Source organism: Paenibacillus sp. SAFN-117, from assembly GCF_051966115.1.
GTDB classification, from domain to species: Bacteria; Bacillota; Bacilli; order Paenibacillales; family NBRC-103111; genus Paenibacillus_L; species Paenibacillus_L residui.
Genome location: NZ_JBQCLK010000011.1, coordinates 82,076 through 98,258 on the forward strand (window position 1 = coordinate 82,076; position 16,183 = coordinate 98,258).

The 16,183-nt window shown below is 51.2% G+C and carries 14 protein-coding genes and 1 riboswitch; of the genes, 2 read left to right on the plus strand and 12 right to left on the minus strand.

Going from position 1 to position 16,183, the window contains the following annotated elements:
• Window positions 1–32: 32 nt before the first annotated feature.
• Window positions 33–224, minus strand: a riboswitch (cobalamin riboswitch).
• Between the two features lie 186 nt (window positions 225–410).
• Window positions 411–1,073 carry a thiamine diphosphokinase gene (locus ACTHRH_RS09340; RefSeq protein ID WP_260982033.1) on the plus strand — a complete coding sequence of 221 codons (663 nt, stop codon included), beginning with the start codon at window positions 411–413 and terminating at the stop codon, window positions 1,071–1,073.
• A gap of 28 nt (window positions 1,074–1,101) precedes the next feature.
• Here the strand turns inward: ACTHRH_RS09340 and ACTHRH_RS09345 are convergent, their stop codons facing one another.
• The 4 genes from ACTHRH_RS09345 to ACTHRH_RS09360 all read right to left on the minus strand — a co-directional run bounded on the left by ACTHRH_RS09345 (window position 1,102) and on the right by ACTHRH_RS09360 (window position 3,216).
• Window positions 1,102–1,395 (minus strand): hypothetical protein, encoded by a 294-nt coding sequence (locus ACTHRH_RS09345; protein WP_144934687.1) that lies wholly within the window; start codon window positions 1,393–1,395, stop codon window positions 1,102–1,104.
• A gap of 242 nt (window positions 1,396–1,637) precedes the next feature.
• Window positions 1,638–2,417 (minus strand): sigma-70 family RNA polymerase sigma factor, encoded by a 780-nt coding sequence (locus ACTHRH_RS09350; protein WP_150960487.1) that lies wholly within the window; start codon window positions 2,415–2,417, stop codon window positions 1,638–1,640.
• Window positions 2,414–2,866, minus strand: coding sequence for an anti-sigma B factor RsbW (gene rsbW / locus ACTHRH_RS09355; RefSeq protein WP_144934693.1), 453 nt, complete (start codon window positions 2,864–2,866; stop codon window positions 2,414–2,416). The genes ACTHRH_RS09350 and rsbW overlap by 4 nt, the downstream gene beginning before the upstream one ends.
• Window positions 2,863–3,216 carry an STAS domain-containing protein gene (locus ACTHRH_RS09360; RefSeq protein ID WP_144934696.1) on the minus strand — a complete coding sequence of 118 codons (354 nt, stop codon included), beginning with the start codon at window positions 3,214–3,216 and terminating at the stop codon, window positions 2,863–2,865. Before ACTHRH_RS09360 ends, rsbW begins: the two co-directional genes overlap by 4 nt.
• 384 nt (window positions 3,217–3,600) lie before the next feature.
• Here ACTHRH_RS09360 and ACTHRH_RS09365 point away from each other — a divergent pair, with 384 nt between their 5' ends.
• On the plus strand, window positions 3,601–4,047 hold the full coding sequence (locus ACTHRH_RS09365) for a Dps family protein (RefSeq protein ID WP_379288018.1): 447 nt from the start codon (window positions 3,601–3,603) through the stop codon (window positions 4,045–4,047).
• A 136-nt stretch (window positions 4,048–4,183) separates the two neighbouring features.
• Here the strand turns inward: ACTHRH_RS09365 and ACTHRH_RS09370 are convergent, their stop codons facing one another.
• The 8 genes from ACTHRH_RS09370 to ACTHRH_RS09405 all read right to left on the minus strand — a co-directional run bounded on the left by ACTHRH_RS09370 (window position 4,184) and on the right by ACTHRH_RS09405 (window position 16,138).
• Complete coding sequence (locus ACTHRH_RS09370; protein ID WP_440415230.1) at window positions 4,184–5,239, minus strand: alpha/beta fold hydrolase; 1,056 nt, start codon at window positions 5,237–5,239, stop codon at window positions 4,184–4,186.
• 138 nt (window positions 5,240–5,377) lie between these two features.
• Entirely contained in the window at window positions 5,378–6,172 is a 795-nt protein-coding gene (locus ACTHRH_RS09375) for a TetR family transcriptional regulator (RefSeq protein ID WP_186328284.1), read from the minus strand.
• Window positions 6,173–6,342: 170 nt separating this feature from the next.
• Window positions 6,343–7,278 carry a helix-turn-helix domain-containing protein gene (locus ACTHRH_RS09380; protein ID WP_440415233.1) on the minus strand — a complete coding sequence of 312 codons (936 nt, stop codon included), beginning with the start codon at window positions 7,276–7,278 and terminating at the stop codon, window positions 6,343–6,345.
• Window positions 7,279–7,932: 654 nt separating this feature from the next.
• Window positions 7,933–8,163 (minus strand): hypothetical protein, encoded by a 231-nt coding sequence (locus ACTHRH_RS09385; protein WP_144934706.1) that lies wholly within the window; start codon window positions 8,161–8,163, stop codon window positions 7,933–7,935.
• Between the two features lie 424 nt (window positions 8,164–8,587).
• Window positions 8,588–10,198, minus strand: a complete 1,611-nt coding sequence (locus ACTHRH_RS09390; RefSeq protein ID WP_440415235.1) for an ATP-binding protein — start codon at window positions 10,196–10,198, stop codon at window positions 8,588–8,590.
• Between the two features lie 179 nt (window positions 10,199–10,377).
• Window positions 10,378–11,205, minus strand: coding sequence for a CheR family methyltransferase (locus ACTHRH_RS09395; protein ID WP_440415284.1), 828 nt, complete (start codon window positions 11,203–11,205; stop codon window positions 10,378–10,380).
• A 65-nt stretch (window positions 11,206–11,270) separates the two neighbouring features.
• The gene (locus tag ACTHRH_RS09400; RefSeq protein ID WP_440415237.1) at window positions 11,271–14,966 is read right to left on the minus strand and encodes a response regulator; all 3,696 of its coding nucleotides are present in this window, start codon (window positions 14,964–14,966) and stop codon (window positions 11,271–11,273) included.
• A 32-nt stretch (window positions 14,967–14,998) separates the two neighbouring features.
• Window positions 14,999–16,138: a PP2C family protein-serine/threonine phosphatase gene (locus ACTHRH_RS09405; protein WP_440415239.1), complete on the minus strand. Its 1,140-nt coding sequence runs from the start codon at window positions 16,136–16,138 to the stop codon at window positions 14,999–15,001.
• Between the last annotated feature and the right edge of the window lie 45 nt (window positions 16,139–16,183).

Genomic DNA, 16,183 nt, shown 5'->3' on the forward strand with positions numbered 1-16,183 from the left:
ATTAACACCCGCCTATCTCCCGTAGGTTTCATTTAGTGTTGTTGGAACAGGCAGGTCTCCTGGCTTCAAGATCATCATCACAAGCTGCCTTCCCGGTCTGTCGACCAGTGGCGTTCTTGCTGCGACTTCCTTGTTACAGTGGCGGGACCGCTTCGGACTTACACCGAATTCCCTTTTAAGCTTGCAAGGCATAGCCTACAAGCACCTATTCCCATTTATTCAATTGGAATAATGCGACTTGGTAATAACCATACAACAACTCGTATATATTATCAAGCTTAATCTTTCTAAGTGGTGTCCAGCCTGCAATAAAGCGGGAACACTCTCTCCAGCCTTATTGGCACTTTTCAAGTCTTCCTTCGTATGATACGTTAGTTTCAGTGAAAATCAAGGTCAGAAGGAGGTGCGCTGTGAACGCCATATCTTCTAAGACAGGCGGAATTGTTGTTATCGTAAGCGGCGGAAGCTTGGGGGACTGGGCCCTTCGCGAGATTGGACGCGGAGACATTCTGATTGGAGCAGACCGGGGAGCGGCCTTCCTGGTACAGCATGGGTACAGCCCGGATCTGGCGATCGGCGATTTCGATTCCGTTCGCCCCGAAGAGATCGGACGGATCCGTGAATCAAGCAAACGCTGGGTAGAATGTGATCCGGTCATGAAGGATTATACCGATACGGAGATGGCTTTCAACGAAGCGCTGGCTCTTCACCCGCAAGAAATCGTCCTGGTCGGCGTCATGGGTTCCCGTCTTGACCATTCCATGGCCAACCTTCAACTGCTGGCCAAAGGGCTGGAAGCCCGCGTTCCTTGCAAAATCGTGGATGCATATAACGAAATCACGCTTATAGACGATGAATGGATTGTCCATCGCAATGAATACGCCTATCTTTCCCTTATTCCTTTCACAGAAGAAGTAAGAGGCATCACCCTCGAAGGGTTTCTGTACCCGCTGTGTGACGCGCAGCTTAAGACCGGCCAGTCGTTAGGAATCAGCAATGTGCTGACCGCTGATACCGGTCGCATTACACTTACCGAAGGGAAGCTTCTGGTCATCCGCAGCAAGGAAGACTAGGCTTCCTTTTTCTCATCCCGGTAAACGGTTAAATTAACCGGATAATATGAACGACCTTTTCCTCTGCGGCAATTTTGATCAGGTGATTGTCCCGGTCGTAGACAATTTGACAGGAACCGAAGCTCATCGTCGGCTCCGCGCCCAAGCCATAAAAAATATCATCGGCTAATGTCGTTATACAATCCTTCCGCTCCTGCTCGTCCATCTCCCGCCAATCCTCTTCGCTCATCTCGAACAGCTCGTTGCAGTTTCTTACACCGGACATGGCTCCGGTCAATTCTTCAATAATCTCCTCATACTCTCGGCCGAATTTAACGCCCATTGAAGCAACATCCTTTCTTAACCGGCCCTTTTGCCAGATCCGGATTTTTATTCCTATTATAGACAGAATGAATAGTATTTATCGGTATTTATCGGATCCTTGAAAGCCTTATCCCCATTATAATCGATTTCGTCGAATCTGTTTCACCCATTTTTCTCTGCAGTCGCATGCAGGGAACTCTGTAAATCCCCACAACAGTGCAAAAAAACACAAAACACGCCATTCCCCCATGACGTGTCTTGTTACTTGTCCACCAATGATTGATGTCCGTTCAAATATTGTTTCAGCTTTTCTATCGCTCTCTTCTGAATGCGGGATACGCTCATCTGGGAGATTCCCAGCACCTGGGCGATACTCCTCTGCGATTGCCCTTCGTTAAAGACGAGCATCAGCACCTTCTTCTCTTCTTCCTTCAGAAGAAGCAGCGCTTCGTTCAGATCCAGCCTTTTCTCGACCATTCCGAAGTCGTCCGCATCACTGCCTATCAAATCACCGATGGTTGCGCTTCCTTCATCGTTAGCCAGAGGAGTATCCAACGAAACGTAATTATAGCATTCCCTTCCGGCCAGCACCTCAATCGTCTCCTCCGTCGTCAGCTCCAAGTATTCCGCAATTTCATCTACGTTCGGGGATCGCTCCAGCTTCATAGTCAACTCATCAACCGCCTGTTGAATCATCAGCCCTTTTTCCTTAATCCGCCGGGGAACTTGAATGTACCACGACTTGTCTCTTAAATAATTTTTCATATGTCCGATCAGACTCTTCATCGCATAGGCTTCAAATTGGATCCCGAGCGTGCTGTCGTACTGCTTGAAAAGTCGCAGCAAAGCCATCTGCCCAACCTGATACAAATCCTCATACAGGTCGGGGCGGTTCCGGGACATTTTCCCGGCGGCCATCTTGACAATAGGCTCGTAATGGAGCAGCAGGTCAGTCGCTATCTCGTTGTCTTCCGTCTGCTGGTATTGAAGTATAGCCGCTATTTTATTGTTGGGGTCTTGCGTGGCTTGCTCTGGCTTCATGCCAATTCCTCTTTCCTTTGGAGAAATTTGGTCAGTATAACCTCCGTTCCGGATTGTGTATGCACCTGGACCTCATCCATGAGTGCTTGCATCATAAAGATGCCCAAGCCCCCTTCGCTAACTTCGCTTAACGGTTTGTCATGCAGAGATTCGGCCTGGCTTTCTTTCTGCTCATAGTCAAAGCTGCTTCCTTCGTCCTTGACGCTGATTCGAATGCCGTCTTCCCGCATTTCAAACCTGATTTCCATCTGCCCCTTCTCTTCTCCCTGATAGGCATGCAGAACAGCATTATTGCAGGCTTCGGCCACAGCCACCTTCATGTCCTCGATTTCTTCGTAAGAAAATCCCCATTTTGATGCAATTCCGTACAGGGTGAGCCGGACAATGTCTATAAATTCCGCGTCTGCCGGAACTTTTAAACTGACGCTGTGATTTTGGAAGTCGCTCATATGATTTCTTCTTTCCTTTCCGATGATCCCTCTATCGGGTGAATATATTGTGAAATTCCCGTAATATCGAACAACCGATTAATTTTCGGCGGGATTTCCTCCACTCCGAAAGGAGCTTGCAGCGCATCCCGGGTTTTTAAGATGGAAACCAGAATTCCTATGCCGGTGCTGTCGATATATTTTAAATCTTTAAGATTTAATGTTAGTGCTCTTTTGGTCTGATTAATGAACGGCTCCAGATCGGAACGCATCTCCGCAGCTACCGATAAATCCAATTCTCCGCTAAGGTACACCACGATTTCGTCCGCCATCACTTCCTTGTAAATGTTAAACTTCTTCTCTGGATACATGCCTGTTTTCCTCCCATGCCGCTAGAAGTTTTGTTTCCCCACACTTTTCATCTTAATGCACTTGAAAAATTTCCCTTCGTCAAAACAATCCGACAATAATTATATACACGAATTTCACGTCGCTTGAAACAGGGCGGCTGTAAATTTTTATAGTAATTTTCTGCCTTCTTCCTCCTTTTCAATTATAGCTGGTTCGTCAATCATTCTCACTCTTCATGCCATTCTTTTTATTTAAGAAATTTTGGTAAAAAGGGACAGCAGCCCGCAATCTTATTAACACGAATAAAGAACTTAAAGATTCCTGGTTTGGTTAAAAAACCGGTTTTTGGGGTAAATAAAGAACAGTCAAGCAAGTTCAATATAGCTTATCAAGGAGGTACAAAGATGCCAAAAACGATGACATCCGTAACGACGGTACTGAACCAGCAAGTTGCCAACTGGTCGGTGATGTACATGAAGCTGCACAATTACCATTGGTATATTACAGGAGACCATTTCTTCACCCTCCATGTCAAACTGGAAGAGCTTTATGACGAGGCCGCCCAGTATTTGGACGATTTGGCTGAGCGACTGCTGTCTTTGGGCAAAAGGCCGGTAGCTACATTAAAGGAAAGCCTGGAGCTATCCTCCATCAAGGAAGCAACCGGCTCCGAGTCGCCGACCGATATGATCCGCACCGTATCCCAGGATTTTGCGACGATGATCAACGAGCTGCAGGAAGGCATCAAAGCGGCCGAAGAAGAAGGGGACGAGCCGTCCGGAGACATGATGATTGCCATCCAAGGCTCACTGCAGAAGCATAAATGGATGCTGGATGCGTTTTTGAAATAACCGAAATTCATCCGTAGTTCCGGTGAATTTCGGACCAACCAATAAAACAGGCGGACCTCACCGCCTGTTTTATTGTGCCGGTGGACCGGCTGTGCCGACAGCCTGCGTCAAGGATACGACCAAGCGGCGCCGGGACTCAACCGTTAGCCGTTCGCGGCCCTGTCTGGCCTTCTCTCGCAGCTATTTCTTTCTCCAGCAGATTCAGTGCCTGCAGAACGGCCTCAGGCCTTGCCTGCGGAATCATATGGCCGGTGTGCTCGATCTTCAGCAGCTTGGAGTGGGGGATCTCTCGATGCAGCCTGTAAGCCTGCAGCTCGGGACGGAACGGGTCCGAGTCACCGACCGCTATAACAACAGGAAGCCGCAGTTCCCCGTATCTGCTGCTGACGGCATCCGCATTCCGGATAAAGCCTTCGATATCCTCCCGGTTCGCCCGGATCTGTGCCGGCCGGGGCCAGACCGCCTGCGCCAGTCTGCGATAATCGTGCGGAACAGGGTCCGGGGCAAAGGTGGCGTCGGTCACCGATTTGACCGCCAGACCCCCGAGCGGGACTAGCAGAGTATGGAGAAGCAGCTTGCCTACGAAGGGAGAGAGAACGAGCGCATTGAGTATCCGGTCGGCGATACCCGCGGGATAAGCCTTACCCCCATAGGCTCCGGGAGCCAGCAGAACGATTCCGGCAAGCTCATCGGAATATTGCAGCGCATAAGACAGCACGAGCAAACCGCTCCAGGAATGCCCGACGAGAATAGGCTCTGTTGCGCCCAGCTTCTTCAACGCTTCATGGAGAAGCCTCGCCTGGTTTTGCGGCGTCATTATCCCTTTGCCGGGACGCTCGCTATATCCGTATCCGGGCCGGTCGAATACCAGCACCCTGTATTGAGAGGACGCCAGCTCCATGACACCCGAATAATCAGCGGACGACAGCATCCCCCCGTGCAGGCATACGATAGGCCGGCCCCGGCCTTTGCTGTTATAATGAAGCCGAATCCCTTCGACCGTAACAAATTCCCCTGTCGGAGGAAATTCCGACTCGGCCCGCCGAACCCGCTGCCGGCTATATCCCATCAAAGCGGCTGCCGCCAACAGACCGATGCCCGTTAATATCCATACCACAGTGATCCTTCCTTTCTGAGATTGGGAATGGGTAATCCAGAAGAAACGACTGTCGCCGTCCTTGTCCAAGGACATACAGTTACAACCTTTGGTAAGTCTATTTAAAGCATTCAATTCCCTCCTTTCGCCAAAAATACATACTGTTAAATATTCGATTAACATACTCATAGGTATGTTAATTTCAAACAAAAACCCGTAATAATACGGGCTTCATCACGAGCCCGATTCCGGCTCCAGTCCTTGCCACAGAACCTGAGAAGCGGCCGTTACACCGGAACGCAAGCGGTCCGGATTCCGGTCAATAATTCTAGTTAGCTGCATGCCGTAAATAAGAGCCTGGAACAGAGTTGCCAGAGCCTGCGGAGCTATATTCCTCTTCAACAAACCGTTATCCTGCATCTCCTGAAATATGGCGCTCGTCCCCTCGATAATGCTGCTGTATGCTTGGTTCAGCATCTCCCTTACCGAAGGATCACGGCTTGAGACAACGAATTCAAAAAATAACATGGAAGGGTCCTGCTCATCCTTGCCGGAATGTCCGCACTCCAATTGCGACATCAACCATAAGGCTATAGACTCAATCGGGTCCTCCGAAGCGAGGGCGGAATGGGCCTGTGCCGGCAGGACTCTGAGCTGCGCAGCCAGGCTTCGTTCGCACAGCTCCAGAAACAGCTCATGCTTGCCCGAGAAATGCCAGTACACGGCCCCTTTGGTCATATCCGCCGCGGCCGCTACCTGATCCAGGGTCGCCCCGGCGAATCCCGATCGGGTGAACACTTCGGCAGCAGCATCCAAAATCCGTGAGCGGGTATCCGCGAATCCGGCCCCGTCCTCCTCCTGAATGTCTGCCAGCCATTTTCTCATTTGCTCCTTGCCGCCGAAGCATCGTCTGACGGATGTCCAATGGACTCCGGCAGCGGCCGCGACATCCGCAAACGTTATTTTGTCATATGCCTTGCCGGAAGCAAGCTTCCTGGCCGCTTCCCTGATTTGATCATGGGTAATCATGCTTTCCAACCTCATATCCTGGACACATAATGTTATATTCATTAACCTTTAAGTATGTGATTATAATATAAATCTATGTGAATGAGATGTCAAGATGATTCGCAAGTTAAACGGGCAGCGGCTTAGCAGCTTTGCTTTGGAACGCTTATCGACTCCCGATATGCTTCGCGTCATTGGTCCTCCGGTGCTTCATCAAAGCTCAAATTGACGGGTTCTTCCGGAATTTCTTCCATCAGGTCAATATTTGTCGTCGGGATCTTCTCGTCGACTTCATCAAGCCGCAAACTATCGACCCAAATTTTCCCCGGCCCGTACAACAACACGCCGATTGCTATTTCTTTGCTGCTCTTTGGAACGTCCAATACAATACTGTACTGGCTCCAGGGTGTGGTTCCTCCAATCGGGCGATTCCCCATATTGTCGAAGCCGAGCATATCCTCGTCCGCACCGTCTATTCTCATCCATAAGCCCGCCCAGCCCTTCACGTCATCGGACTTGACGAAGCCGGTCAATCTCAATCTTTTGCCCAAGTAGCGGTCAGCCTTAAACATCTGCATCATAGTAGCGAAGCCTTCCAACTGCTCGGATTCGGACATTAAATATCCGGATGCCCGCCCTTGATGGGTTACCAGCCTATCAACCCCCATTGTATAAAGATGCGGATGAGTGCCTGTCAACTTCCATCCGTACGGCTCCTGCTTGATCGGTTCCATTTGTCCCCTTCTCTCCTTTCTCGTGAGTAAGGTTTGAACATATTTTCGATACTGGCCCGGCGTCATATAATAGATCCTCTTGAACGCCCGGGTGAAAACCTCCTGAGACTCGAATTGGTACTCCAAAGCAATGTCCAGAATTCGTCTCTCGGTGCTGAGCAATTCCCCGGCGGCGCAGGCCAGTCTCCTCTTGCGGATATAGTCTGCAAGGGTATCTCCGACATAGGCCTGAAACATCCTGTGGAAATGATACATCGAAAAGGCCGCCTGATCGGCCACTTTCTCCAAAGACAAGTCGCCCTTGAGATGCTCTTCTATATACCGGATGGATCGCTTGACCGCCCGGACATGCTCGTCATAGACCACCCACAGCTCCCCCCTCCTATAGTTCATAGCTTATCATGTTCATTCAGGCTAAGACTTGATCTTTTTTGCGAATCCGGCCCACGCCAAAGAAACCTTTACCAGTTATTGACTATAATAACCATCCAGTCCGCTCGAAGGAAGGCAGCTCCGAAGCTTCAAGCAACGAATCGGGTGAACAGTGCATGCTAACACGATTCGGATGTGGCTAACTGCCGGGGGATTTAAGGGGAGGCGGTTTTTTCGGGACGGCCCGACTTAGTGGAGCGATGATCAATTTTCCTCACTTGGCGAATGGGCGAATGGGCAAACCTAAATTCTATTGTTTTACTATCCCTATTCGTCAGAAAGATATCGGATGATGGGCGAAATGATGCGAGCCTCAGGATGGTGAGCCATTCCCGGCAGAACCGAACCGTTAAATATCCTCCCCTCATTGACGGTTGTTCTTGGATAGTCATTCCGCTAAAGGAAGGGTAATCAGTATCGCCTTCAATTTCGGGGCAGCCTGAGCAAAGGGGATATTAGTCAAAAGCTTGCGGAGCGAGGAATAGGTTTATAGAACTTGAGCCGAAAAATAGCCGGGAGGATGAAACCGGAAGACTGTTGGTCAGAACCAGAATAGGCCGCCGTTAAATGGAAAAAACCGCGGTGGACTTTCCCCGCGGCCTTGCTCAGTAATGACTAAAGAGTTTCCGGCGTCCCGTCGGACGGCATATCAGAAGCGGATTTCCTCTGCGCGCTCTCAGCCGCGGACATTAGAAAGATTAACCCGACCACCGGCAGCAGAAAAACGAGCAGGGCTGATTCCACAGCTGCCCCGGGTCCCTTATATTTCAGAGTGTCCCGATAAACCCATACCGTTTCATAGACATGTGCAACAAGGAATAATGCCGCTAATAATATTCCGAGCATGATTCATAATCCTCCTTGATCATTAGCCGTAAGGCCTGCAGCGTTAGTTCATTATTCCATTATTGTCCAGAACAGGTCTGTCCAAACTCCCTGCGTCGAATATGAATAGATCTCCGTCTAATGAAAAAGCGCCTCCGCCATCATTGGCAGGGCGCTGCAACAATCCTATAATCAACTTAGATAATTACTTTCACCTTTCACCGGCTAATAGGACGCTATAACCTGAAACAGGAGGAATGTATGATGACTCACAATTCTGCCTCTTCAACAGACAAGAATGGCTTCTCATATTACGGGAACCGAGATTTACATAAACGGAGCGGAATCCCTGATCAAGTAGCTGATCCAGCCGCTCCCATCGCAATACTCCCGTCCCAATAACCGGTGCCAAGACCGCGATTGCGATCCGTGCGAAAATTCTCTTCTAATAGGAGCGCTTCATGTCTGTCAGGTCGAATGGACAAACCTTGACCGTAAAAATAAATACCGCCCCCGGGCCATCGCCGGATTCGATCCGAATGGAGCCGCCCATAAGCTCCACCAGCTTTTTGCATATGGCCAGGCCCAAGCCGGTCCCCCCATACTTACGGGTCATGGACGAGTCCAACTGGGAGAAGGGCTGGAATAACTGGCTGCGTTTGCTCTCCGCGATCCCGATTCCGGTATCCTTGACGACAAATTCGATCTCCAGCCGCCCATCCTCCTCTCCCAGCTTGTTAGCGTAGACGTATACCCCACCCTGCTCGGTAAACTTGACCGCATTGCCAACGAGATTCATCAGAATTTGCCGCAGCCGGGTAACATCGCCCAACAAATATTGCGGAAGCTCGGGATCGACCCGGTACTCCATTTCCAACTGTTTCTTGTGGGCCATAAATAAATTAAAGGTTTCTTCCAGACAGCTCCGCAATTCGAAGGGCTCCTCTTCCAGCTCCATCTTGCCGCTCTCAATCTTGGAGAAATCAAGAATGTCGTTAATGACCGCCAGCAAGGCGTCCCCGCTCTTGCGGATAATCTCCGTCAGCTCCCGCTGCTCCGGATTAAGGTCCGTCTGCATCAGCAGATCGGTCACCCCGATCACGCCGTTAAGCGGAGTCCGAATTTCGTGGCTCATCGTCGCCAGAAATTCCGATTTGACCCGAGACGCAATCTCCGCCGCCTCCTTCGCCGCCAGCAGCTCCTGCTCCGCCTTCTTCCGTTCTGTTATGTCGCTGACCGTGCAGGCAAACAGACGATCCGACCCGATGTAAGCTTCGCCGATCTGGATTTCCGCGGGAAAGGCAGAGCCCTGTTTGTTCCGCAGCTTCATCTCACTGATCTTCCCCGTTACGTAGCGGCCTTCTCCCTCCCCGTTCCGCTCCTTGTTCTCCAATGCCCGCAAATCGGGTATAAGCAGCGTAACGTTCTCGCCAACCAGCTCATCCTCCGTGTAGCCGAACATGCTGATGGCGGCAGGGTTAACCGTCAGGATGATGCCTTGGGCATCGAAGGTAAACATGGCATCAATCGACGTCTCCCCGATCATTCTGGCCTGGGCCTCCGCCCTCGTCAGGCTGAGTGTTGTCAGCAGCAGCTCCTTATTGGCCTTCTCCAGCTTCTTCGTCTGCTCCTCCAACAATTTGGCCTGTTTTTGCAGCTTTTTGCTGCTGATAAACAAATTGACGAAGCCCTCGATTTTCGATTTCAGAGTCTGGGGAATGAACGGCTTGACCATATAGTCAATCGCTCCAACGGAATACCCTGTAAAAAAATGCTCCGCTTCCTTGCTCGTCGCCGTAATAAAAATGATCGGTATATCCTTGGACCGGTCCCGGGCTTTAATAAAGCGCGCCGTTTCAAAGCCATCCATGCCCGGCATCTGCACGTCCATGACAATAACGGCAAACTCCTGCTTCAGGAGACAGCGAAGGGCCTCTTCCCCCGAATTTGCACGAACCAAATTATAGTTTTCCTCGGCAAGCACCGCCTCCAGGGCGAGCAAATTCTCGGGATGGTCATCCACCAGCAATATGTTGATGGGATCCGTATATTCCATCGGCTTCCTCCTGTATCGGTTGGTCTATGCCTGACCGGGTAAATAACCCCACATGCCTTCGTAGCGTATTCCGAGTACTTTGCGGGGAGTCCCAGAACTTATTAATCTGGATCGGCCGGGCCTTAAATGACAGATAATGAATGTTTCTCCATACGCAGCAAAACCGCTTGGCTAAATGACTACCTGACCTTCCGGTAGAGCCTTTCGCGGCAGTCAAGCGCTTCGTAGCCGTCGGCATGCCTCGAGAAATTGATCGACTCCCGATTGCCGAGAGCCAGCACTCCCAGAGGAGCCAGACTTTCGTAGAACAGATGGTGAACGTGATCCTGCAGCGATTTATTAAAATAAATGAGTACATTACGGCAAAAAATGACGTGAAACTCGTTAAACGAGCGGTCGGTCACCAGATTATGCCGGGCGAACACGATGTTTTCCTTCAAGAACGGGTGAAAGGTGACCTTGCTCCCCGAAGCCGAGTAATATTGCGAGAAAGCGCCGGTTCCGCCGGCCAGCATATAATTTTTCGTATAGCTCTGCATTTTGCTGAGCGGGAAGGTCCCTGTTCTGGCCTGATTGACTATATCTTCGCTGACGTCCGTCGCGTAGATTCTCGACTTGTGATACAATCCCTCCTCGTGGAGAAGAACGGCCATGGAGAACACTTCCTCCCCCGTGGAGCAGCCCGCATGCCATATCCGGATAAAAGGGTACGTATGCAGAAGAGGAACCACCTTCTCCCGGAAGACTAAAAACAAGGAGGGATCGCGGTACATCTCGGTCACATGGATCATTATGCTCTTCACCAGCTGTCTCATAGAGGCCGGGTCATGCAGCACTTTCTCTTGCAGCGCGGAGATGGACCCCAGCTTCATGGCATGAACCTGGTGCCAAATCCTCCGGCGCAAGGAATTATAGGCGTAGTTACGAAAATCGTACCCATAAAGCTTGTAAATCCCTTCCAACAGCAGCTCGATCTCAATTCGTTCCCGATTATCCAGATGGCTCATCGATCGTTCTGCCCCCGATGGCCAATCACTTGGAGAATGCTTCTGCAGAATGAATTCATGCCCTCTCATCCGTACAACCACACCTTTAGCAAGGATAACAGCTGATCGGTATTGATCGGCTTGGTAATATAATCCGATGCTCCCGCTTCAATACACTTATTCCGATCCTCTCTCATCGCCTTAGCGGTCAGCGCGATGATCGGCAGCTTCTCGAACCGGGGCTGGCTGCGGATCCGTCTTATCGTTTCGTAGCCGTCCATTTCCGGCATCATGATATCCATCAGCACCAGATCGATTTCGGCATTGGATTCCAGAACCTGCAGCGCTTCGATGCCGTTCTCCGCAAAGGTCACATTCATATGGAACGCTTCGAGAACGCTGGATAGAGCGAATACGTTCCGAATATCGTCATCGACCAGCAGAATGCTCTTGCCCTCGAAGGCGCTCTCGTTATTGTGAAGCTTCTCGAGCATCTGCCTCTTGTCCTCTGGCAAGTTGGCCTCTACCCGATGCAGGAATAAGGAGGTTTCATCGAGCAGTCTTTCCGGCGACTTGACGTTTTTGATAATGATCGATTCCGAATATTGCTTCAGTCGGATTTCATCCGCTTTATCCAGTTCCTTGCCCGTATAGATAATGATCGGCAAGTCCTTCAGCCGCTCTTGGCCGCGAATCTCCTCCAGCAGCTCGAACCCGGAGATGTCCGACAAGCCGATGTCCAGAACCATACAGTCATAACGGCAGCCTTGCAGCTTCTCCAGAGCTTCTTTCCCGCTGGAAATCGCCGTGATTTCCACATCCTCGTAGCCAATAAGCTCCACGAGGCTGCGAAGCAATTCCTTATCGTCTTCTACGATCAGCAGGTTTTTGATCTTCTTGTCGAGGAAGGATTGGATGTGGGTAAACGCCTCCTCCAGATTTTCCTTGCTGACCGGCTTTTTGAGATAGGCCATAGCCCCCATGGTCAGGCCTTGCCAGGATTCATCGACTACGGACATAACATGCACCGGAATGTGCCGGGTCTCCAGATTTTCCTTCAACCGGTTCAGAACGGTCCAACCGTCCACCACCGGCAGCTGAATGTCGAGAATGATGGCATCCGGTTTGTGCATGCGGGCCAGCGCCAGCCCCTGATCTCCGCGCAGGGCTGCAATCGTTTTGAATCCCCGCTGACGGGCCATATCCATAATGATCTTCACGAAATGAACATCATCCTCAATGACCAGCAGCACCTTGTCGTTCGGCTCGATACGTTCGCGGTCATCTTCAACGTCCGGGGAATTCAGCAATTTCGGATCCGATAGCTCTACCTGCGGGATGATTAATTCGGCGGGCAAGTCGGAAGTCTCCGCATGGCCGCGCGAGATCGCCACTTCTCTGATCATGCTGTCGACGATATCCTCATGCCCCGATGCGGGCAATCTCGAGGACGAGACCGGCAAATACAGGATGAAGGTGCTGCCGCGTCCTTCCTCACTCTCCAGGGTAATGGTTCCCCCCAGCAGTCGGGCCAGCTCCCGGCTGATGGACAGCCCGAGCCCCGTTCCTCCATATTTACGGCTCGTTGTACCGTCCGCTTGCCGGAAAGCATCGAAGATGAACTCCTGCTTCTCCTCGGAAATTCCGATCCCCGTATCGGTCACCGCAAAGGCGATCATCGGCTCCCCGGACTGTCCGGATTCAACAAGAGGATGATTCTCCTCCATTTTGACATGCAGGCTGATGCTCCCTTTCTTGGTGAATTTGAACGCATTGGAGAGCAAGTTGCGCAATATTTGCTCCAACCGGTAATGATCTGTGTTCATCCGTTCCGGAACATCCTCTTCCACCACAATATGCAGTCCCAGTCCATTCTCCCTGGCCATTGGAGCGAAATTGCGGCGGACGAAATCCTCCAGATCCCGTACCCGATAAGGCTCGATCTGAACCTCCATCCGTCCTGCCTCCACTTTGGACAAGTCGAGGATTTCGTCTATCATCCGCAGCAGGTCGGTTCCCGAGGAATGAATCGTGTCTGCGAATTCCACCTGCTTCTCATGCAGATTTCCTTCCCGGTTATCCGCCAGCAGCTGCGACAGAATGAGCATGCTGTTCAGCGGAGTGCGCAGCTCATGGGACATGTTGGCGAGAAATTCCGATTTATATTTGGAGGTGAGCGCCAGCTGCAGCGCCTGCCGCTCAAGCTCGGTTTTCGTCTGTTGAATTTGCCTGTTCACCTGCTCGGTTTGCTCGATCTGCTGCTCCAGCTGGCGGGTCTTCTGAAGCAGTTCGTCGTTGGCCTGCTCCAGCTCCTCCTGCTGCCGCTGCAGCATTTCCTCGGAGCGCTGCAGCGACCGTGTTTTCTCCTCCAGCCGTTCGTTGGACGCCCTTAATTCCTCCTGCTGGGAAAGCAGCTCCTCGGACTGAGCCTGAAGCTCCTCCGTCAAGCTCTGGGACACCCGGAGCAATTCCTCCACTTTCTTCCGTCCGATAATATCTTTAAGCACCGTTCCGACATGGTCTGCCAACTGCTCCAGCAGATGCAGCTGTATGGGAGTGAACTCCCCCAGGGACGCCAGTTCGACAACGGCGATCAGTTCATTCTCGTAACGGATGGGATGGCAGACGAGGCTGACCGGAGTAATCTCGCCGAGTCCGGAGTTGATCTTAATATAATTGGCCGGAACATCTTTAAGAAGGATCGTTTCGTTATCCAGAGCGCATTGTCCGACCAGCCCTTCCCCTATCCGGATGCTTCCGCTCGGATGAAGCCCTTCCTTATAGGCATAAGCGCCGCCCCTTCGCAATCGTCTGTCGGATTCCTCCCCCTCCAGCAAATAGACGACCCCGTAGCTGGCTCCGAGCATGGGGGTCACCTCGCCGATAAATTTCTGGGCCACCTCCTCCAGCTCGCCGAGCCCCCTTAGATGCGTAGTCATCTGGGCCAGGTTCGTTTTTAACCAAGCCTGCTCTTCATTCGCCCGGTTCATCTCCCTCTCCCGCTTCGTCTTCTCCTGCAAATCTAACGCCATCGTGGTAAAGGCATCGGCCACTTCCCCGATTTCGCCTTTCGGAGTGATGCGCTTAAGCTCCTTCGCATCGACGGTCCCATTGGCAAAGCCGGCTATCATCCGCGACAACATATTCAGGCCGCCCGTTATACTGGAGATGATCCAGTACATGATGACAAGGCCCAGTAATAAGCCGGTTATGCTTAGAATCAAGGTGAAGGTGAGTGTGGAACGATTGCTGGCCCGGGAAGCCAGAAAATGTTCATCCATCCTCTGTTCATGATACTTGGCCAAGGCATCCAGCTTCTGTTGAAGGGTATCCAGCATAAGGTTGCCTTCCGCTTCGCGCAATTGCGCCGCATCTCCCCGTTTGCCGGAAGTGACGAGGTTGATCGCCTCCTTCTTGTAGCCTGAATAAGCATCGAAGCTCCCGGCCGCCTCCTCCAGCAGCTGCTTCTCCTCCGCCAGTTCGGAGCGCTCTTCCAGCTCTTGCAAATAAACCAGCGCTCTGTTCGAGGATTCATCAATTTGCCGGATCAGGCCCTCCCGGTCCCGGGGTTCGTTCAGAATCAGGTTCACCAGCAAATTGTTGATCTTGGACACTTCGTTACGGGTGCTGGAGGTCACTTTCACCTTGCTGTAACGGTTTTGATATATTTCATTCATGTTCTGATTGATCGATGAAAGCCGGTTAATGCCGATCCCGGCCAAAGAGAACATTAATATAATAATAGCCCCTACCCCGAGGAATAATTTCGTCCTTATCTTCATGGCCCTACCCCCTTCTGTCGGATCTCCTACGGCTACTTCGTTGTCACGATCACCAGGCACATATCATCCTCGTGATCCGCGCGAAGCTCTTCCGGCACCAGCAGAGGTACATAATCTTCCACCTCGTGATTCCGGAGCCGCTTGAGCTTCCCGGTCAACTCCTGCAGCCCGTCTGTCCCTTCCGTGTCGAGAACCTCCGCCAATCCGTCGGTAAACATAAAAATACGCGCCTGCTCCTCATACCGGATGACGGATTTCCGGATGTCGATCTTCTCGAAAAAACCGACGGCACAACAGCCCCGGTCCATCATCGTCACCTGTCCGGAATCGCGGAACACTACGGCAGGCGGGTGCCCCGCATTGACATATTCGATCTGCTTGTTCTTCGTATCGATCACCATATAAATCGCAGTGAAATAGTAATGGATAAAATGTTCCTTATTATGAAGCTGGCTCATATAGCGATTAAGCTCATGAATGACCTTCTCCGGATCCGTCAGCTCGGTGATCGTATCCTGCAGAACGGATGAAATGTACATACAGACCAGAGAAGAGGAAATACCGTGGCCCATCGTATCCAACAAAATGATGCCGTAGCGGTGTTCATCGATTTTGAACCAGGAATACATGTCCCCCGCCAGTTCCGAGGAAGGGTAATAATTGGCCCGAATATCGATCTTCTCGTCGTTAATGGGCTGACTGAGAACGCTCTGCTGAACCTGCTTCGCCAAATCCAGCTCATAACGGATCTTGCGGTCTCTCTCAATGTGCCAATCCATCTCATATTTCAGCCGCAGAGCTACCCGAATGCGTGCCATCAGCTCCACCTTGTTAATGGGCTTCATGACATAGTCGCTGGCCCCCAGATCCAGGGCCTTAGCCAGCTTATTCGAATCACCGAGAGCGGTCACGATAATGATTGGGATGTCTTTAAGCCGGTCCACCTGCTTGATCCGCCGGCATGCTTCCAGACCATCGATTTCCGGCATCATCAAATCAAGCAGAATCAGATCGACCTCCGATTCCATCGGCTCGTCGGAATCGATCCGCAAATAATCGAACAATTCCTGAGCGGAATGGGCTTTAATACAATCCGGATAGCCCTCGTTCTTTAATATTTTCTCAATCACAATCAGGTTGATCGGATTATCGTCTACGATCAGAATGCTCATAAGGTGAAAACTCCTTTATCGCGTGATCAGACTTCCATTCAAGAT